This window comes from Paenibacillus sp. FSL H8-0548, from assembly GCF_038630985.1.
In the GTDB taxonomy this organism is placed as follows: domain Bacteria; phylum Bacillota; class Bacilli; order Paenibacillales; family Paenibacillaceae; genus Pristimantibacillus.
Genome location: NZ_CP152049.1, coordinates 4214860 through 4234168, shown reverse-complemented (window position 1 = coordinate 4234168; position 19309 = coordinate 4214860). Strand labels below are relative to the sequence as shown.

Sequence of the window (19309 nt, the reverse complement as noted above, 5' to 3'; positions counted from 1 at the left end):
AGGTATTTAGATGGCATATCCAGTGGATTTGAAGAAAGTTAAAAGCATTAGGTCGGACGCAGGGACAATCGTTTCAGCTGCAAATCTTGTTGTTCTAGAGATTCCAGCAATTGCAGCGGTGGTTGCTGATACCGCTGGTGTCAAAACTGCGGTAACGAGCACAGCTTCAACGTCTGTCGTTACTACAGGAATTGTTAATCCTGCATGGCCTCGCGCTCTTACTGCTACGGCAGGCGGCACAGCGGGCGACATTAAAGCGATTCAGGTAATTGTAGAAGGGACTAACGCAGCGGGTGACGTGATAACCGAAACGTTACCAGCTTTTACAGTAGATACTGCCGGAACTGTTCAAGGCAATAAAGCTTTCGCGACAATCACTAAAATAACGATCCCAGCTCATGATGGTACTGGAGCAACGACAGCGATCGGATTTAACGAAAAGCTTGGTATTCCCTTCAAGCTTTCGCGCAACTCTGTAATTGCAGCCTATCGTTCCAGTGCTAAAGAAGGAACGGCTCCTGCTGTTGTGATCAATGCGTCGGCGCTTGAAAGTAATACGATCGATCTCAGTAGCGCTTTGAATGGCACAGTCGTACATGTAGAACTGTTGGTGTAAGCCTATGGCGATATTGAGCGATGTAAAAGCAGCCTTGCGAATCAGTGTATCAACAACGTCGTTTGATTCCGAGGTTGTGGATCTCATAGATGCAGCGCGGGACGATCTGCGGCTTGCTGGCACAATTGAATCCAAGGTTAATGATGACGGAGACCCACTGATCAAGCGAGCTATTACAACGTACTGCAAGGCTAATTTCGGGTACGACAATGGCGACGCAGAACGTTTTCAGAAGTCTTATGACATGCTCAAGATGCACCTCACGCTCTCGCAAGAATATACAGCCGAACCTCCGGCGGTGTCGCCATGATGTGGCGGTCGGTCGTCGGATTGATTCCCGTTACTATAGAAAAAAACGAATATAAGGAAAACGTCCCAGTTGACGGTACACCGCGTGAAGTTATGTGCGATGTGAAGTCTGTCGGCGCTAGAGAGTTTTACCAAGCTGCAGCAGTAGGCATGAAACCTGAAATCATTATCGCGGTCCGTAAAGTAGAGTATCAAGACGAGCCCAAATTGCGATACGAAGGCACTGTATATCATGTCGTCCGGACGTATTCTAAAAACGGCGAGGTGCTTGAGCTTACTTGTTCTCGCTTCCCAATGGGGGGCTGACGATGGCTCGTAGACGCGGGTTTGATATTGAAGGCATGGACGAGTTGGTACGAGCAGTTAAAGAGCTCGAAAAAGTCCCTACAAAGGTAGCTGGTAAGGCGGCAAGGGCTGGCGCAAAGATCGCTTTTAAATCCGCTAAAGCCAATGCTCCTGTAGATACCGGAAACCTTAAGGGCGGTCTTGTCATGCGCGCTGAGAAGACAACGAAAAAAGGCAAGAAGGTTTTCGATATTAAGATGGACCCCGCCAAGAATGACGTTTTCGTTAAGGAAACCGCAACGGGCATCCGTTACTATTATCCGTCCTCTCAGGAGTACGGTTATTTTACTGTCAGCGGTCGTTATATTCCTGGCTTCCGATATCTGCGAAAAGCGATCACCGAGAATGAGCGAGCAATTGAAACAGCGATCGTCAAAGTTGGCGTTGAAGAAATAACAAAGGCATTGAGGGCGAGGTGAAACTATGAGTTTCGAAGCGGCTTTGTCGGACGAATTGGAGACTATACCCGACTTGCTCGGCAAAGTGTTTCCGCTATTCGCGCCGGAGCAGGACGATAACAAACAGCCGCTTAAGGCTCCATACGTGCTGTACGAATCAAGTGAAGGGGTTAACGGTAAGACGTTGGGCGGTTTCAGCGCTGACAAAACGGTTAACTGCGAGCTTTACATTCTTGCGACTACGTACCGAGAACTTAAGCAGCTCACTTCCGCAGTCATAAATCTTTTACAAAGCTTCGAGCGTCGGGCCATTGGCTCAGGCGCTCTTTTTATTACCGAGCTAACATATGAGCCGCCAGTGGAGTTGTATGAGCCATTGCCGCGACTCAACAGGTGCAACATCGTTTTCAAAGTACATTTTTAGGGAGGTTTTACCTTGATACAACGGGCATTAGGAACAACTATTCAAATCGGCGCTAATATTATCGCAGGCTTGACGTCCATCGCGGGCTTGGAACTTTCGGCCGAAACAATCGACATTACGACACTTTCTTCATCTGGCGGCTACCGTGAATTTACGGGCGGCTTTAAGGATGGTGGCGAAGTAGGTATTAGCGGTCACTTTGACGCTCAAGATACAAACGGTCAAATTGCCTTGTATGACGCTTTTCAATTGGGCAGCACTAACCCCTACACAATTATTTTTCCTGGGGGTGGCTCATGGACATTCAGCGGCGTAGTAACTGGCTTTACTACAGGTGCGGAGCTTGAGGATACCATTTCCTTCGAAGCTACGATTAAGGTTTCTGGCGCTCCATCGTTTGGCCTTACACAATCCGGCGGTTTGACTGCTCTTGCTGTAACAGGCACAGGCGGCACACTAGCGCCAGCTTTCGCGGCTGGCAACCGTGTGTATAGCTTTAGTGGTGTAACGGCTGTATCGGCAACTGTGACGGCTACAGCGGCAGCACACACACTCAAGCTATATATTGACGGCGTGTACTCGCAAGACCTTGTTACTGGCAGTCCGTCGGCAGCCATTCCGTTGACAATCAACGTCGGTAAACGGTTGACGATCATTGCTTATGAGGCCAGCAAAGCGCCTAAAATTTACGATGTTTCACTAATCAAAACAGCATAATTCACAAGGTCGGAGCGCTCGCGTTCTGACCTTATTTTATTTCGAGAGGAAGATTATAGATGCCAAATAACAATGATGTAGTTTGGATTGAATTGGATAGAAAGCGCGAGCTTCGCTTTGGTCATAAGGCTCTTAAACGAATGCTGGCACTCGGTGAAGCGAGTGTGGAGGAACTGGAAGACGGCACGGAGATGAGCCAAGTTGAGCAGCTAGAGCAAATCGAAGAAATTCTATTCTTTGGCCTTCAAAAAGATGCCAAAGATAATGACGAAACCTTGACGTTGGACATGATGGAGGACCTAATCGACGCGGCAGACTATGACCACATCTTGGAGAAAATCGAAGAAGCTTTCGCAAAAGGGATGGGCAAAAGAACGGGAAACGCACAAGTCCCGAAGAACCGAGCAACACGCCGAGCACAGAAGTAACACCGTTCGACTGGGACGAATCTTTGAAGTCGGCATTCAGGATCGGCATCAAACCAAGTGAGTATTACGAAATGACTCCACATGAATTAAACCTTTGCGTAGAAGTTTTTCTCGGAGTGGAAGAAGCAGCAGCAAAAGAACGGTCGTTCCTGGCTTATATGAATGCAAAGCTTCCTCTTTACAAAAAGTTCCCAACCTTTGAAAAAGCGTTTGGCTATAAAGAAGAAGAGCCGCAGAAGAAAGAACAAACGCCTGACGACATGCTCGCGGTTGCCATGAAATTAAACGCTGCTTTTGGCGGCACAGTCTACTAGGAAGGAGGAAGAATCATGTCACTAGTTAAACAGTTAATGATCCGTGCAGGAGCTGACTTTTCAGCCATGCGCCGTGAGATGGGAAAAGCAAAAAGCGACCTGAACGGGTTTAAGGGCAGCGTGAGCAAGATCGTCGCAGGAATCGGCGTGGCGCTCGCTTCCATCGGTGCAGGGTTTGGGATAAAGTCAGCTCTCGACGATGCGATGAAGTATGAAGCATCTCTGCAGCAAATAAACAGGATGATGCAAACCAGTGCTGGCGAGTTTAAGCAATGGGCCGAGCAAAGCGCTATCGCTTTCGGCATCTCGCGAAAAGAAGCTGTTGAGTATGGCGCGGTATTCTCGAACCTTATCGGCACATTTGCGAACACATCCAAAGAGATCAAGGATTTAACCACGAACATACTCAAAACGTCTGCGGTTATCTCAGGTGCTACAGGCCGCGATATGGATGATGTTATGTTTCGGATACGCTCCGGTTTGCTGGGTAATACAGAGGCCATCGAGGATTTAGGTGTAAACGTCAACGTTGCTATGTTGGAATCAACGGAAGCGTTCAAAAACTTTGCAAACGGCAGGAGCTGGGCGCAGCTATCATTTCAAACGCAACAACAGATCCGGCTATTTGGGATCATGGAGCAATCAGCAAAGAAGTACGGTGAAGAGGTCGCAGTTAATACAGCGTCCAACCTCGGTACGTTTATAGCTGTAATGCGTAACGTCAAACTAGGCGTTGGACAGGCCTTTATGCCGCTACTAAACATCGCCATCCCAATCCTAACTAAGTTTGCGTTAGCTCTAGATCGCGCTATGCAGCTTGTGGCTCAGTTTTCGCAGGCTTTATTCGGCAAAGCGTCAAACGTTAACGCTCAAGCCAAAGCCGCAGCTAAACAAGCAGCAGCAGTTACAGGTGTGGGTGACGCATATAAAGCAGCGGGTAAAAAGGCTAAAGCGGCGGCTGATAATCTACAAGGATTTGACCAGGTGAATAACTTGAGCAAAGAATCTGATAGTGCTTCAGGCGCTGATGCAGACGATGCAACGGCGGCGGGCGGCGGTATGATATTAGATGACTTGTCTATGGGGGGGCTCGCTGAAACAACGTTAGAAGTTACTGCTAAAGTGCAGGAGATGGCAAACAGAGTCAAAGCTGCTTACGGAGAGATGAGGGATTTCATTAAACGGAACTCCGACTTAATCATCTCCTCACTTGCAGGTGTTGGCACAGCTATGGTCTTGGCTTTTGGAGCGGCTAAGTGGACGTCAATTGTCGCAGGCGTAAAGAGCGCCGTAACGATAATCGCTGGTTTGCTAGGCGGTCCTATACTGGTTATCGCCGCCATCATTGCAGCTGTCGCAGCTGCTGTTGCTGCTTTCGTATATTTCTACCGCACCAATGAGAAATTCAAAGGTGTGGTAGACGGCATCTTACAAAAGATTGGTAACACTGCTAAATGGCTTTGGGATAGTGTTCTGGTACCGTTTGGTAAATTCATCGCAGATTCCTTTATTAAAGCTTGGGAAAAGTTAACTAGCACAATAAAGTGGCTGTGGGATAACGTTCTCGTTCCACTAGGATCGTTCATGAAAAAGTTCCACGCCGAAGTAATCGCGCCGCTAGCCGCAATCCTTAAAGATGTGCTGGGTGTGGCGTTTGGATTCGTTAGCGATGCAGCTAAGATACTATGGCAAAACGTTCTTGTACCGATCGCCAATTTCTTCAAGGATGTATTTGGACCAGCGGTTGAGGCGTTGTCAGCCATTTTTAATTTCTTTTGGAAGTATGCAATTAAGCCGTTGGCTGAATATTTCGGCGGCGTGTTCCTATCAAATTGGAAAAAGATCGTGGATATCGCTCAGTATTTATGGGATTTAATGAAGCCTTTTGCTACTTATGTCGGCGGAAGGTTCATGGAGGTATTCCGAATCGCATTTGAAAATATGGGTGATAACATCAACCGCTTCAAAAACTTTGTTGTCAACCTTCTTAATTATGTAACTGATGTATTTACAGGTGATTGGGAGAATAGCTGGGAAGCTGTCAAGGGTGTGTTTACACGGGTGTTCAATTCACTTGCTAACGCTGCTAAGGCTCCGCTTAACGCTGTTTTAGACATGATAAATAAAGCTATCGACGGGATGAACAAACTGACATCTGTTGATATTGGTGGTAAAACAATCGGCATTACAATCCCTAAAATTCCTAAGCTCGCTCGAGGTGGGATCACCAAAGGTACAACCAACATGGGCAACTATGTTGCGGGTGAAGCTGGTGCCGAAATGATCGTGCCACTTGAAAATACATCATTTACGGATAAGATCGCAGCAGCTCTTGGTTCTGCTGTCATGACTGCTATGAGTTTGGCACAAGGACAAGACAAAGGCGACACAGTAATTCAACTTGATGGGGTATCGGTAGCGAGAGCACTTCACCAATATACAGCAGCGGAAAATAAACGTATTGGCGGTTCTATGATAACTACGTCATAAGGAGGGGTAAGGTTGGCACTTTTGAAAATAAACGGAGTAGACATGCCTACTCCCTCCAAATACACACCAGGATTAAAAGACGTTGGGGAATCGAAGCGTAACGCTCGTGCTTCCATGTTAAGGCAGATCATTGCTAAGAAAATTACATTTGATTTATCGTGGACCTATTTAAACGCAGAGGACACAGCCAAGGTTTTAACCGCTGTTGATGCTGCTTCTTTTGTAGTCACTTTTCTTGACCCAAAAACAAACACATTTAAAACATTATCTTTTTATGCATCCGACAGATCGTTAGAGATATTGGATTTTATCAACGGGGTTGCGCGGTACAAAGAATTGAAATTTACAATAATTGAAATGTAGGTGAGCGCATGTATCCAGTATCACAAGATTTTAAAGATGCGATTTATGCGCCAACCATGCAAACGACAGGCCGCGTGACTTTTAATATATCTGACGTTACAGCAGCGGGGGACGTTAACGGCATCACTACAACAACGGAGCAGGCGTCAATCAGCTCCAAAGCTCAGATCAATAACGATATAAGGACCAGCAGCCACAACCTCGCTACGCTCGAACAGGACCGTTTCAAATTGGACGGTTCTTTTTCTTTTCCTGATGCAGCAGTTGCTAACAATGGCGAGGTTGGTTTTGTGTCGAGCGCTCTTTGTGGAGCTGATGGCGTATTCTCGGTACCGCAAGTAATCACAATTACATTCGGCAGTCCGCACACTAGCGCGGGGCTAACAGTAGCTTTTGACCAGCGCAATGACGAGTGTGCTACAGACTTTACAGCCAGCGCCTACGACGCTTCAAACGCCCTGATACAGACCGTTAATGTAACAGGAAACACACTGGCTTTATGCGCCTTATTCGGTCGGTTAGAGGGCTACAAAAAGATTGTGCTCACTATCACCAAGTGGAGCGCGGGCAACCGCAGGGCGCGAGTTCTTGAGGTTGACTTCGGGTTTCTTGCTACTTATGACGACGAAAAACTTATCAGTTTTAACATAATGGAAGATATGGATATGACAAGTGGTTCACTTCCGTCACCCGAATTCCGTTTTACCGTCGATAACTTCAACAGGGCGTTTAATATCCTTAACCCTGATGGCTATGTTAAATACTTGCAGCAGCGGCAAGAAGTCATTGCGGAAATTGGCCTAGTGCTACCGAATGGCGCGGTTGAATACGTCCCACTAGGTAAGTATCTGCTGTGGGATTGGACGAGCGATGAAGGATCGTTTACCGCTTCTTTTTCAGCTCGAACAAACCTTGATTTGATGGCAAACTTTTTCACGGAGAATACATCACCTTCACCTCAAACGCTTGCTCAGGTTGCGACTACGATATTCAACTATTGCGGCATTAGCAATTACCACTTGGACTCTGCACTTAGTGGCATTGTTACAAATACACTTGTCAAGAATACAGACTGCCGAACAATCATCCAAATGATCGCCATTGCTGGGTGCTGTAATCTGTACGTTACCCGCGACAACGTAATCACGCTTAAGCAAGTCTCGTTAGGAACGCCAGTTGATAGAGTCGACTTCGACAACATCTACAGCGAGCCCAAGATTGAGCTAGAGCGCGTTGTGAAGCAAGTTGATGTAACGTACTGGACTGACCTTGAAACGTCTGTCGTAGCGACTGTGACAGCATCAGGCGTCGACATTGGCGATGTGCTGAAGCTCGAAGGCAACACGCTTATCAACACATCAGCACAAGCTTCTTCCGTTGCCGCTTGGATCATGGATCAGAAGCAATACAGAGCTAAATATTCTATAAATTGGCGTGGTAATCCTGCGATGGAATTAGCAGATGTAATAGCCATCGAGAACACCTACGGCGGCGATATGACGGCTATGATTACCAAAACCGAACTGACATACCGTGGCTATCTTGAAGGCAGAACAGAATCCCGCGGGGGTGTTAACTAATGCCATGGATTGCTCCCAAACTGGATTGGCTGCCGACTGACTCAATTAATGCTGCTGACTGGAATCGCATCGAGAACAACATTATAGAGCTTGTCGCTTACCTGAACAGCATCCAGTACACAACGCCCACAATGACAACAGTCACGAACCGGACGCAGACGTATGTCGATGTGCTATCCAGCATCAACCGCATCGAGAATAATCTTGATTCAGTACGAGTTGCATTCCTAACACCGCCTGATTACGGACCCAAGGAAACATGGGTTGTCGGAAAGGGCTTTTCTTATTTAGACGCCGTACGCCTAGAACAAAACATCAAACTACTAATGGACTACGGTCTACTAGTCTTTCAGAGCTTTAGATATTGCGGAGCAACAGTTTGCGGGGATCAAGGGGTGATAATCTAATGGCTTTTACGCCTATGACATGGCTAGACAGAGCAGTACAACACGCAAAAAGATACATGATTAAAAGCAACGGCGGGAGCGCTAAGAACCTCATACCGCCATTTAACGAGGGTTGGACGCTCCACGAAAACACTCGGATGCGGCAGGCTAATTTTGTTGGGAAGGTGAGTGGTAGTACTGCGGTAAACCCGCATATTACAAAAGCGTCGTCCACATCATCAGTCTTACTTGCGCCATCAGTTTTTAGTTACGAGCTAGCAACTGCCGAAACTAACAGGCTGTCAACACTGGATGGAAACCTGTACACGACTACGAGTTTAATTAACGGATCAATCGTGCAAAATCTATTTTCCTTTAATCTCATAGAACACGTAATCCGCAATTATGGAGTCGGCGTCTTTGGCTCTGCTATTACAACTGCGGAGCGTGTGGCTTGGCTTAAAGCGAACATTTCGAAACTTACGTATAACTGGTACGGCTTTGGCTCAGGACCCGCTGGAAACAAAGCATATTTTTCTCGCTGGTTACACACGTCTGCGAGTTGGCAAGCAATGTCCAATCACGCTAGCGGAACCGTTAGTAAATTGACTCATACTGAAACGTCTTCTGCATCAATTAGCGGAAACCAATTGATCGGAAATGACGGCTTCTTCCATTTCTTAGCCTACGCCGACGCATCAAACGGCACGATAGCATCAACGATCAACACAGATTTCGTCGAGTTGGAAATCTACATGAAAGAGGGCAGCGTACCGCAGGATGACTATACGCTGACGCTTAATGCTACGGCGGCTACTCAAGCGTCCATCCTAGATGTGTCGTGTTTACCGAATCAACAGTATGCGTTCAATAATTCTGTGAACACAGGCGTAACGAATATACGAACTTTAGATTCTAACAAATCCATAATTTCATCAAAATTCAGTTATACAGGCGTTTCCGCGAAGACCTTTACTACAGAAAGTAACGCTGCGTATATACGAATTGAAGTTTCAAATGTGGCGGCAGGCAATTTCAACTTTGCTAATCTTCAACTCGAACTAGGCTCAGTAGCAACACCGTGGGCTCCAATGGAGCGATACGAGATAACCCAATCGCCAGGCATCGTGACGCAGGCAGGGACGCCGATCAATGCGGCAAATATGAATAGGTTGGAGACAGGCTTGCAGGCTGCTGCAGGGATAGCTGATATAGCTTTCGACAAGGTAAATACAAAGATTCTAGCTGCTAACACAAACCCTAATACCGTTACAGCAAACGGCAAATATGACTTGACGAGCAATAGCGCAAACATGCCGCCAGCAATAGGTAATCGCATTTATCTAGAAGTTACAGGGTATTTTGACGGACAATATACAAGACAAATAGCTTATGAGTTCTTTGCTAATCGCGTATGGACTCGAACTCAAGACGGCGGTTTAGGATGGACTACTTGGACTCAAATAAGTAATGAAACAATAACTCTTCCCCAAAATACTAATCTTAATACAATAACTGAGGACGGCAAGTACTTTACGTATAATTCTGTAAACGCCCCTATGACTGGCGTTTCGGGGTACTTAACAGTAAGTCGTTACAATGATGTAACCGGATACTGCGCGCAACAGTTTACTGAATGGGGCACTCCCATGGTTTGGTCGCGCGTTTGTGTTAATGGTTATTGGTCAACTTGGACGCCTCTCCACAAAACATACATCACTCCAAGCGATACGGTGATACTATCAGCACCTACAGAGAGAGCTTCTACGGGTACGATAAAATCTTTCAGAGTTAAACACCCTGGTATCTACCGCCTAAAAGGAGAAATGCGCGTCAGCAGCGGCAGTTCGGGTTTTGATCTTAGATTTGGGGCTAACAACGCAGGTAATCTTACAGCCGACCAAGTTCCTGGGGCTTCTACATCTTCAACGAGCTACGTGGCGTTCTCTTTAGACTTTGTTGCGATTGAGAATGGGATGTTCATCGTTTATGTATCGGGCGCCTCGTCTTTATACGTCAGAAATGTCACTTTATGCGGAACAGAAGTATTTGATAATCCTAACGCTGCTAGCGTTTTAACGAACTAGGAGGGATGTAAATGTTATTAGTAGAGTATTCAATAGAAACAGGAGTGCTAATTAGTGCTTCTATGGGCGGGGTCTCCATCCCTGAGCTTCCCGAAACATCTGCCAGTTGCATCATAAAGGATGAGGATAAAGCTAGAGTAATTTGGTACTCACACGTAAATGGCGGCACAGTCATAATCACAGTTAACGCAAAAGGCGAGTTTTTGTCTGCTGAGATCGAGGTTGTTACACCGCCAGCGCCCGAGCCACCGAAGTCACCGGAGCAGGAACGCATTGAACAGCTGGAAGCGGAGTCTGCTGATCTGTGGTATGACACAATGCTTAAAGATGCAAGGATATCTGAGCACGACACAGATATAGCGGATATTTGGTACACAATCATGACTGGAGGTGTTGGAGCATGAGTGCATGGTTTGATCGGATTAAAAAGTTTTATGACCGCAACCTTTGGACATTGGAGCAGGTTAAGGATGGCGTACGGACAAACACGATCACGGCAGAAGAATATTTACTAATAGTCGGAGAGGCGTTTGAAGCATGAACGAACGCGAGCTGACTTATTGCCGCGTCGATCAATGGCATGCTGCGGGATATACAGGCAAGGGGATTAAGATAGCGGTGCATGAGGTTGCAGCCAGCACCTGTAAAAACCTCGCGCGTTGGGGTGGTAAGGTGTTGGACCCGTTCGAAGCGCGCTTTACTGGCAATGTGGACGGTCATTGTCAAAACGTTGTCGACACGCTGCTACTCGCCTCTCCTGACGTTGAGGTCCATCTTATGGGGCGTGATTGGCTAGCGAATCTACAGTACTGCATCGACAATGGCATCGACCTGTACAATTATTCCGGTACCGGCAGCTATAGCACAGCAGAATTTAATGTACTTGAGCAAAAGGCACTCGACGCGGGTGTCTTTTTTGTTTGTTCTGCTGGTAACGATGGAGCTCAGGCAGACAGCTTAACAGGATTTTCCCGAAAGAAAACGTGGCTGTCGGTTGGCGCTGTTCGGTGGGGCACTTATAACGGATTTACTGGACCGCTTTCTAATGGTTATTCCTCTTGGGATCGTTACGGCGATGACCTCGACGTGTGCGGCTTTGCGGACGGTCTGCAGATACCATCTGAGCTCTTTGCTGACAAGCTAATGGGTGTATCGGGTACAAGCTTTTCGTGTCCGTGGGTTGTTGGTTTGATCGCGTTGTGGAAGCAGAAGTTTATTAAAGACAACAAACGGAAGCCGGCATTCTCCGAGACATTCAAATTTGCAATAACTCATGCAGAAGACATCGAAGCTCCTGGTTACGATCAAAAGACAGGTCACGGCGTACTGCGGCTGCCTGAGATCGTCAAAGAGCCCGTATATGACATCATTGAGATGTGGGCAGGCAATACGATGGCAAAGGTCAACGGTCAGTCTCATGTGCTGTATGCTGCACCACAGCTCATAGCAGGGCGTAATCTTGTCGGTCTGCGGGACGTAGCCGAGCTTACGGGCTGGCAAGTGGATTGGGACAACACAGCTAAAAAAGTGACCCTTACGAGGGAGGTGAGCCAGTGAGCCAAGAGCAGCAATTAACTGATATAGCAGCAAAAGTTGGAAGGGTACAGGTGCTGCAAGAGGTGGGGGCGAAAAACATAAATGATTTGACCACGACTGTACAAAGGCTAGTCGATAAGTTAGAGGTCAATAATGACATCTCCCGCGAAGCACTAGACAAAGCCAAGTCAGCACACCATAGATTGGATGGCATCGACAAGATCATTTTTTGGGGCGGCACCACGATCATCGGTGCCATTGTATTATCCGCTATTACAATCATAGCAAATGGCGGCCTAGTAAATTAATTTGAGAGGGTGATCATTCATGGATATTTTACAACCTTACGTAGATACAGTTGTACAGGCTCTTATTGGCTTGCTAGTGACGTTTATTATCGGTGTCATCGCTATGTTGCAAGGTAAGGTTAAGACGTGGCTAGAGACTCGTACCACGGCTCAGCAACGCGAAGTCCTGCATCGCATCGCCGGTGAGGCTGTTGCTTTGTTTGAGGCAACGATAGGCAGCGGCAGTGGACGAGCTAAACTTAAGGCAGCTGAAGGCTACGTTATTAATCATTTAGCTAAGATTGGTTCAAGCCTGACTGCAACGGAGATTAAAGCGGCCATCGAGAAAGCGGTCGCTGATTACAATGCAGGAGTTGGTAAAAGTGGCTAATTGGGATTACGACAGCAACTACCGCCTAACCAGTCCGTTTGGGATGCGAGATCATCCTATCAAGATGATTCCAATATTTCATCGTGGTGTCGACTTGGTTGTTACGCCCGGCAATGGTCCTTTATATGCCTTTGTAGCCGGTACAGTCATCTATGCAAAGCAGGGTATTCCTGGTATCGGTATACCCGCCGAGATGGGGATCGTCGTAGCAATTAAAGATGACAAAGGCTACCTGCACTTATACGCACATCTCAGCGCGGCTGTCGTTAAAGTGGGTCAGCAGGTGTTACGCGGACAGAAAATCGGCAATCAGGGTACTACAGGTGCAAGTACGGGCAATCATTTGCATTATGAGATCCGGAAAACAGCTTCTCCGAGCTTCGGGTGGACCGTTACAGAGGCGGGAGTTGTCGAGCCTACCAAATACCTGCAAGACTATTACAAAGTAGCAGCGCCAGTCGTGGAGCCGCAGAAGGAGGATGAGGATAAATTGGAATTGACAAACAATCAATGGGGTCAACTCGACGTTGCGGTGCAAAGCCTGCTCGATAAAGGGATTATCACTGATAAGGCATGGGCTGAAAAGGTTAAAAGCAAGAAGCTCACTCTGTCGGAAATATCTTGGCTCAATACGATCGTGCTGTCTCGCAAATAAAACGAAAGCCCCTGACCTTAATTGGTTGGGGGCTTTTTTTGTTCTGATAATTGTTTATTTTCTTTCGCCCTCTCGTAGAATGCTTTGTAAATATTCCTCTTATTTACTTTCTTGCATTCGCTGCTACAAGTCGTGCTACCGTTAACTGGTTCAAACTCATTCCCGCATATGACGCAGTGATTATCCCTAATACGCCTTTTTAGGTTGCGAGTTGGGTTTATTTGATCTTTATTAGCGTGATAAACAGGTAAAGCTGTTTGTCGGTCATACTCTGCGTTATGGATAGGTTGGCACTTAGGGCAAAAACGTTGCAATCCACCCTCGACGGTATAGGGTTCGGAGCAACGCTCACAGGTGTCGATGCTTCCGATCGGGCGAGTTAACCCTCTTCGTTTGCGTCTCCTGTACTCTGCATTTGTTAACTTGGCGCGTTCCGTCCTACAAGGGACACAATAGTAAGCGCGAGGGCCGCCCTTGAAAGAGCAACTGCACTCGCGACATGTTCTATCTTGTAGCAAATATATTGACCTCCTCAAATCAGGCATTTTATTATGTTTGTTCCTCAAACCTATTTTTTAACCAAAGTGGCCGCCCCTCGAACATTGCATCTGGACGCGTGAATCGCTTTTCTTTACCACGGTAACGCGATTCCAACATCGCTAGAGCTGTTTTAGTTACGTTTTGCCGCGTAGTGCCAATTCGTTCAGCGATCCACGCAGCTCCAACGTATTCAAGGGGCGATATTACTCCCCCAAGTCGTCACTCCAAGTTTGGTAAAAACCGCCGCCTATGATTTCTAGGACTTCATCCTCTTCCGATGGACGGACACCACACCAGCGCGCTGTTGTGATTTCTTCGCCATTCAAAGATTCAATAGTGATATTTTGTTGAGTGTAATTAATGCCAGCCTTTGCAATTTCTTTAGCTTCCTGTAAGTCAGCAACGCTAACTTCTTCCGTGATTCCAGTGTTGTAGTTGATGATGTAATTTTCCATGTTAATGATCTCCTTTGTCCTCATCCGGTGTCCGGCTTATTGGTTTTTCGCGTCTCTTGCTGTTGATATAAATATATCACGATAGGTTACCTAATGCAACCGAACACATACGAACATGGAGTGAACAATAAAAAGACCGCTAAGTGTCCATCTTAGCAGTCGTAGAGTTTTTATATCGTTTGTGGAAATAGGCATAACACTCTGAACAATGGTCCGATTCAGGACGGTCTTTTTCTCCGCCGCATTGTAAGCAAACTCCTAGTGCTATTCTACGTTCGCGACGTCTACGTCCCGACTCTCTATGTCTGCATGTATGGGAGCAGTAGGATTTTCGTGGACTGCATTTATTAGTACAATCAGAAGCTTTGCAAATATTTAATTGCTCCTCAAGTTCTTTTGCTATTTCCCACAAATGCTTTATTCCATCTGCTTTTAACCTAATAAATAATGTTCGAGCAGAGGGCAAACCTTCGGTTTTCAAGACTTCGATTAATTCCATGTATTCTATTTCGCCATACTTCTTCCTTACAAAAATGAGCGCGTTTTGGATTTCTTCATCTTTTATCATTGGGCGTGACTCATTATGTGGGAGACCAGCCAGTCTCCTGAGATTGTTGATACCATCAAAACGCGTGTTGAATATGCTGTAATTAGGGATTTCATCGGATTCATTTAAATCACTAATTTTTGCAGGATATCCGAGCTTATCTGAAAGACGCCTGTACATTGCTATTAACTCTTCATCAGTTTCAGTTGTGGTGGAAATTGGAATTTTTGCTTTTAATAAAAAATTGTTCCAACCACCCATGCGGACAGCTAAATAAGCTCCGGAAGGGAAGTTGAACTCTTTTCTAATTTTCTCGTATTCCTTCTGTTTTATTAAGGGATACAACTGCGGACGGACTAGATCAATTAGCTCCTGTTCTGATAAGTTGGCGTAATCAGGAGCCCTTCGTGGGTTAGGTTTAAATCCAGCAGCGATTAAAGCATTGTTCCAGCTCCCAAATCCATTTGTATATAAAGTAAGGTTTTCTATATCCTTTATCCTAGGCGTTCGCCCAAGATCTTTTGCCTTCTGTTTTAATTCATGTTTGAGTTCTTCTTTGGTTTTGTTGTAGTAAACCGTTTCTTTTCTCCTCATTCACAACTACCCCGAATCTAATTATTGTTAAATAAAATATAGCATGACAGGCTTGAGCAGTAAGCAAGAACAGAATGGGAACGAATTGTTAGATTATAAAAAAAGCCCTCACTGACCTCGCGGTTGGTGGGGGCTTTCGTGTGATTAGCAGGTTATTTTAATCCAGCCTGAGCTTTAGTTATTAATTTGCCGCCCTGAAACATGAGTTGTACGTTAGCTCCCAAACTGCCTTTACCATCATAAGTATAAGCCGCTGTGTGAAGTTCCTCGCCCACAGTTCCGGATTCGACTGAGAGTTCGCCTTCTCCTATAAGTGCAAATACATCCTCGATGGTCATTCCAACCTCAAGTGATTCGAAATCAGCTTTTGTAATCTTTCCGCTTGATGAAGCAGGAGATGAGTTACTGCATCCAACTAAGAGAGCTAGTCCTATGACTAATATTAATATGAGTTTTTTCATTTCTCTATTTTCCGACCACGATGTCATTAAAACGGAATTCTTCATAATTAGGTTGTACTAGGATATTGATTTTTGTTGGATTGGCAACAGGCGGAAAAAACAATACCGATTTAGCTGTAACGCCTGGTTCTAAGCTGCCAGAAGCATTATCGACGCCAGTATCATAGTATCTGTCGAAGTTAAACATGGTGTCGTAGTCGTATTGTTTACCGTTAGATACTATTTTCGAAAGGCTTTCTGCAGGAGAGACAGCCTTGTCTGACTTGTTTATATAGGTAACATAAACCTTAAGCGAGTCCGCATCCTGAGTAACCTTATTAATCGTGACAGTCACCTTACCAATGGTTTTCGAGTTATTGCTAGCTGGCGTTACTGTAGTTCCTTTTGACGTCACCGTTACTGTGTTCGTCTTTGAATCCAGGTTAACAGTCGCTCCAAGCAATTCAGCGGCTGCGCGAAGCGGCACATACGTTACTCCGTTTTGTAAGATTGGATCAACCTTTGCAACTGTGCCGTCAACGACTAAAGTCATCTTCTTGGCAGCGGCATAAGCTCCAACTCCTGCGGACGCTAACATTAATGATACGACTAATAATGACAACAATAATTTCTTTTTCAATGAAACCCCTCCTAGTAAAATATAGTTAGATGATACTATATACTTCCAACTATTACTATTGGTTTCGGAAATCATTCCCAAAAATCATCAGCCCGAACGTCGTGACCTTTCCTGCGTAATGCGCTTATAACCTTTTGTTTCGTCTCAGGATAAGGATTCCTATACGTTTTCCCGTCGCATAACTTTATCACCTCGTTCCGGCTCAAGTTCGCAGCTTCCTCTAAGTCCCGCTGTTTCAACCCGATCTTATCAATAAACTTCCCCAACAGACTTCTCGGTTTACCTAGTCCCATTATGTTCACACTCCTTTATATTAGAAGTGTGGACAACTCTATGAAAATTTATTCCAAAACCGTAGACATTTTTGACAAGCTATGCGCCATAGGATAGCTCATAACCGATTACTGCACTACTTAATTTGCAGTTTTCGACACGAGGGAGAGTGGGTGCTCAATGGTCATTTTGGTGCCAGCGATGAAAATATTAGGAATTGCGATTGCGTCTGATATGGCAAGTCGGTTTATGGAGGAGCGTGGGCATGGTGGGAAAGTGGTTTTCGTCAAGGTCGTCGCTCATGTGGCATGTGCTTACATTGTTTTGGATTTGTTGCGGGGTGTGCTGCGTCATGCTGCTCATATATTCGGTGTAGTGCTATGACTCGCACGGGTAAATTATCAGATGTCATCGGTTGGGGATTGGTAATAATTTCTTTTTTAGGCGGCGCGTATATTTGTTGGATTTTTGGGCACACTGTCGTCCGCCCGCTTTCTCACTTCATCCTTTTCCCCTTCTCCTAATTTTCCGTGCTTCGAAACAAAAACAAACTTTCGCGTTATTTCGGCATTATCGCTTGTATTAATGCGGTTATGCTAATGCACTAATTACTAGAGTATCAACCGCATTAATTACAGCAGTAGATTAGGGGGATTGGTATATGATGTTCATTGGCACTAGTGCAGTAGTTGCGGCCAAGGTAGCAGGGATTGTGGCAAGCACTTACGTAGCTTGGACGACATACGCAACCATGCCCACAACGGAGCTGAGGCGAAACATCATGAAAGCTTTTCGAGCTGGGGAGCTGGGCAAAAAGGTTAAGCGTGGTTGGGGCAAGAATGCTAAGGACGTCATTCTGCACCCGACAATACAGCGGGTGAGTGTGTCACTGGATCATAAACAAGTGGTGTTCACCGTTCCAACAGGGATGAATCCGAAAGAGGTTTATGAGCATGATTGGTTGTTCCAGCAAGTTTTCGGTGAGCACATCGAGCTCAGCGGAACCGTTAAAACATTTGCACTAAATGTATACAATGAAGGCATATCGATATTTGCTTACAACGACGAGGAAGCAGCTGCAGCATGCAAAGGAATGGTACTACCGATCTATGTGGGACGCAGCCGCACTGGTCCGATTGCTTATGACATGACCGAGCACCCGCATCTACTCATAGCCGGCGAAACGGGTTCGGGCAAGTCGGTAGAGCTGCGTTCTATCCTGGCAACGTTGATCCGATTGGCTGGTGATCGGTTGGAACTTTATGGGGGAGATCTTAAACGTTCGGAGTTTCATTTGTTTCGAGGTATAGCTAATGAAATAGTAAACGACGCACCAAACCTACACCGGATATTGCTTAAGCTTAGAAAGGAAATGCAGAAGCGTGGCAGCTTATTGGATCGTGAAGGGCTGGCGGATGTGGTTGATCTGCCTGACAACTTGCGACCGAATTATATTGTTGTAGCCATCGACGAAGTGAGCTTGCTGCAGAAGCATGCCTGCATGGAGATAATCGAAGAGATAAGCGCCATAGGTCGAGCTCTCGGCGTGTTTCTTATTTTGTCCATGCAACGTCCGGATGCGGATGTACTTGACGGTAAGCTTAAAAATAACCTTACGGTCCGTATGGCTTTCCGACACGCTGACGAAATAAATAGCCGCATCACACTCGGTAGCGGAGAAGCAGCTCACATTAAGCAGAGTCAAAAGGGTTTGATGATTCATAAGCTCGATGGGTTGCGCTTCGTGCAGGCTCCACATTTGGATTTAAAGCAGGCAAGAGTATTGTTGGAGCCATACAAAAGGGTAGAGGATGAAATGTCACAGGAGGTCGCACAAGGGCTAGATGATGAGGATTTTGAATTGGAGGTGCTACCGTTTTGATTGCGCGGGATAAAGCTATTGTTGCTGACCTTGAAAGGTTCCGCTGCTTAACGCGCGACGATGTAGCGGAGCTCCATTATGGTCATGTCAAAAATCCGATTACGGAAGCTAATAAGACGTTGCTGCGGTTACGGAGGGAGGGGCTTGTAACTGTGTCGAAAGAACGTCGTAAGTACTTATACTTCCCGCAGCATAGCATTAAGAAGGACTCACAAAAGATAGGGCACTTCTTAGCGATTGCCGACTTCTTTAAGCAGTTGCGCCGGCACGAAGCGCCTCGTATCTTTCAAGTCGAACCGAAGATAGGAGGGAAGGGACTGCCAGAGCCTGATGCATTCGCTATATGGAAAGGGGCGCCGTTTTATATTGAGATCCAGAACAGTGCGTTCACAGAGAAGATGATCATCGACAAAATGAATAGATACGAACAACATTATCTGACTGGCGAATGGGAAAAAGCAGAGTGGCAGCCGCAGCTGAAGAAAGTGTTTCCTTATGTTTGGATCGTTGGGGCACAACGTTTTGATGTTGGGATGCGATCATTTAAAGTTTTTCAAGGTGGGGCAGAAGAGATGGTTCAGAGGTTTGTTAAATAAGGAGCTTCTATTGTCA

The 19309-nt window shown here is 46.0% G+C and carries 26 protein-coding genes; 22 read left to right on the top strand and 4 right to left on the bottom strand.

What is annotated here, in order from left to right:
• Positions 1–10: 10 nt before the first annotated feature.
• The 19 genes from MHI37_RS18325 (at position 11) to MHI37_RS18235 (ending at position 13326) form a co-directional block, all read left to right on the top strand.
• Entirely contained in the window at positions 11–616 is a 606-nt protein-coding gene (locus MHI37_RS18325; RefSeq protein ID WP_076336486.1) for a hypothetical protein, read from the top strand.
• 4 nt (positions 617–620) lie between these two features.
• Positions 621–926: a head-tail connector protein gene (locus MHI37_RS18320; RefSeq protein ID WP_076336485.1), complete on the top strand. Its 306-nt coding sequence runs from the start codon at positions 621–623 to the stop codon at positions 924–926.
• A complete protein-coding gene (locus MHI37_RS18315; protein ID WP_076336484.1) occupies positions 923–1231 on the top strand; it encodes a phage head closure protein in 309 nt (102 codons plus the stop codon). The genes MHI37_RS18320 and MHI37_RS18315 overlap by 4 nt, the downstream gene beginning before the upstream one ends.
• A 2-nt stretch (positions 1232–1233) precedes the next feature.
• Positions 1234–1689, top strand: a complete 456-nt coding sequence (locus MHI37_RS18310) for an HK97 gp10 family phage protein (protein ID WP_076336483.1) — start codon at positions 1234–1236, stop codon at positions 1687–1689.
• Positions 1690–1693: 4 nt separating this feature from the next.
• Entirely contained in the window at positions 1694–2092 is a 399-nt protein-coding gene (locus MHI37_RS18305; protein WP_076336482.1) for a hypothetical protein, read from the top strand.
• A 12-nt stretch (positions 2093–2104) separates the two neighbouring features.
• The gene (locus tag MHI37_RS18300) at positions 2105–2809 is read left to right on the top strand and encodes a phage tail tube protein (RefSeq protein WP_076336481.1); all 705 of its coding nucleotides are present in this window, start codon (positions 2105–2107) and stop codon (positions 2807–2809) included.
• 59 nt (positions 2810–2868) lie between these two features.
• A complete protein-coding gene (locus MHI37_RS18295) occupies positions 2869–3237 on the top strand; it encodes a hypothetical protein (RefSeq protein ID WP_076336480.1) in 369 nt (122 codons plus the stop codon).
• A gap of 116 nt (positions 3238–3353) precedes the next feature.
• Positions 3354–3551 carry a hypothetical protein gene (locus MHI37_RS18290; protein WP_076336479.1) on the top strand — a complete coding sequence of 66 codons (198 nt, stop codon included), beginning with the start codon at positions 3354–3356 and terminating at the stop codon, positions 3549–3551.
• A gap of 15 nt (positions 3552–3566) precedes the next feature.
• A complete protein-coding gene (locus MHI37_RS18285) occupies positions 3567–6041 on the top strand; it encodes a hypothetical protein (protein ID WP_076336478.1) in 2475 nt (824 codons plus the stop codon).
• 12 nt (positions 6042–6053) lie between these two features.
• The gene (locus MHI37_RS18280) at positions 6054–6404 is read left to right on the top strand and encodes a DUF6711 family protein (RefSeq protein WP_256710487.1); all 351 of its coding nucleotides are present in this window, start codon (positions 6054–6056) and stop codon (positions 6402–6404) included.
• A gap of 8 nt (positions 6405–6412) precedes the next feature.
• Positions 6413–7984 (top strand): hypothetical protein, encoded by a 1572-nt coding sequence (locus tag MHI37_RS18275; protein ID WP_076336477.1) that lies wholly within the window; start codon positions 6413–6415, stop codon positions 7982–7984.
• A complete protein-coding gene (locus tag MHI37_RS18270; RefSeq protein WP_076336476.1) occupies positions 7984–8391 on the top strand; it encodes a hypothetical protein in 408 nt (135 codons plus the stop codon). Before MHI37_RS18275 ends, MHI37_RS18270 begins: the two co-directional genes overlap by 1 nt.
• Complete coding sequence (locus MHI37_RS18265; protein ID WP_076336475.1) at positions 8391–10457, top strand: pyocin knob domain-containing protein; 2067 nt, start codon at positions 8391–8393, stop codon at positions 10455–10457. The genes MHI37_RS18270 and MHI37_RS18265 overlap by 1 nt, the downstream gene beginning before the upstream one ends.
• A gap of 11 nt (positions 10458–10468) precedes the next feature.
• Positions 10469–10861, top strand: coding sequence for a hypothetical protein (locus MHI37_RS18260; RefSeq protein ID WP_076336474.1), 393 nt, complete (start codon positions 10469–10471; stop codon positions 10859–10861).
• The gene (locus MHI37_RS18255) at positions 10858–10998 is read left to right on the top strand and encodes an XkdX family protein (protein ID WP_076336473.1); all 141 of its coding nucleotides are present in this window, start codon (positions 10858–10860) and stop codon (positions 10996–10998) included. The genes MHI37_RS18260 and MHI37_RS18255 overlap by 4 nt, the downstream gene beginning before the upstream one ends.
• Positions 10995–12014: a S8 family serine peptidase gene (locus tag MHI37_RS18250; protein ID WP_076336472.1), complete on the top strand. Its 1020-nt coding sequence runs from the start codon at positions 10995–10997 to the stop codon at positions 12012–12014. The genes MHI37_RS18255 and MHI37_RS18250 overlap by 4 nt, the downstream gene beginning before the upstream one ends.
• Positions 12011–12301 (top strand): hemolysin XhlA family protein, encoded by a 291-nt coding sequence (locus MHI37_RS18245; RefSeq protein ID WP_083676201.1) that lies wholly within the window; start codon positions 12011–12013, stop codon positions 12299–12301. The genes MHI37_RS18250 and MHI37_RS18245 overlap by 4 nt, the downstream gene beginning before the upstream one ends.
• Positions 12302–12320: 19 nt before the next feature.
• Positions 12321–12671 (top strand): phage holin, LLH family, encoded by a 351-nt coding sequence (locus tag MHI37_RS18240; RefSeq protein WP_076336471.1) that lies wholly within the window; start codon positions 12321–12323, stop codon positions 12669–12671.
• Complete coding sequence (locus MHI37_RS18235) at positions 12664–13326, top strand: M23 family metallopeptidase (protein WP_076336470.1); 663 nt, start codon at positions 12664–12666, stop codon at positions 13324–13326. The genes MHI37_RS18240 and MHI37_RS18235 overlap by 8 nt, the downstream gene beginning before the upstream one ends.
• Positions 13327–14069: 743 nt before the next feature.
• Here the strand turns inward: MHI37_RS18235 and MHI37_RS18230 are convergent.
• The 4 genes from MHI37_RS18230 to MHI37_RS18215 all read right to left on the bottom strand — a co-directional run bounded on the left by MHI37_RS18230 (position 14070) and on the right by MHI37_RS18215 (position 16542).
• Positions 14070–14321, bottom strand: coding sequence for a hypothetical protein (locus tag MHI37_RS18230; protein WP_076336469.1), 252 nt, complete (start codon positions 14319–14321; stop codon positions 14070–14072).
• Positions 14322–14460: 139 nt separating this feature from the next.
• Entirely contained in the window at positions 14461–15462 is a 1002-nt protein-coding gene (locus MHI37_RS18225) for a hypothetical protein (protein WP_076336468.1), read from the bottom strand.
• Between the two features lie 152 nt (positions 15463–15614).
• On the bottom strand, positions 15615–15923 hold the full coding sequence (locus tag MHI37_RS18220; protein ID WP_083676199.1) for a DUF3862 domain-containing protein: 309 nt from the start codon (positions 15921–15923) through the stop codon (positions 15615–15617).
• Positions 15924–15927: 4 nt separating this feature from the next.
• Positions 15928–16542, bottom strand: a complete 615-nt coding sequence (locus tag MHI37_RS18215) for a stalk domain-containing protein (protein WP_076336467.1) — start codon at positions 16540–16542, stop codon at positions 15928–15930.
• A gap of 453 nt (positions 16543–16995) precedes the next feature.
• Between MHI37_RS18215 and MHI37_RS18210 the strand changes: the two genes are divergently transcribed.
• The 3 genes from MHI37_RS18210 to MHI37_RS18200 all read left to right on the top strand — a co-directional run bounded on the left by MHI37_RS18210 (position 16996) and on the right by MHI37_RS18200 (position 19293).
• The gene (locus MHI37_RS18210; protein WP_076336466.1) at positions 16996–17199 is read left to right on the top strand and encodes a hypothetical protein; all 204 of its coding nucleotides are present in this window, start codon (positions 16996–16998) and stop codon (positions 17197–17199) included.
• A gap of 277 nt (positions 17200–17476) precedes the next feature.
• Positions 17477–18697: an FtsK/SpoIIIE domain-containing protein gene (locus tag MHI37_RS18205; RefSeq protein WP_083676197.1), complete on the top strand. Its 1221-nt coding sequence runs from the start codon at positions 17477–17479 to the stop codon at positions 18695–18697.
• The gene (locus MHI37_RS18200; RefSeq protein WP_076336465.1) at positions 18694–19293 is read left to right on the top strand and encodes a replication-relaxation family protein; all 600 of its coding nucleotides are present in this window, start codon (positions 18694–18696) and stop codon (positions 19291–19293) included. The genes MHI37_RS18205 and MHI37_RS18200 overlap by 4 nt, the downstream gene beginning before the upstream one ends.
• Positions 19294–19309 lie beyond the last annotated feature (16 nt).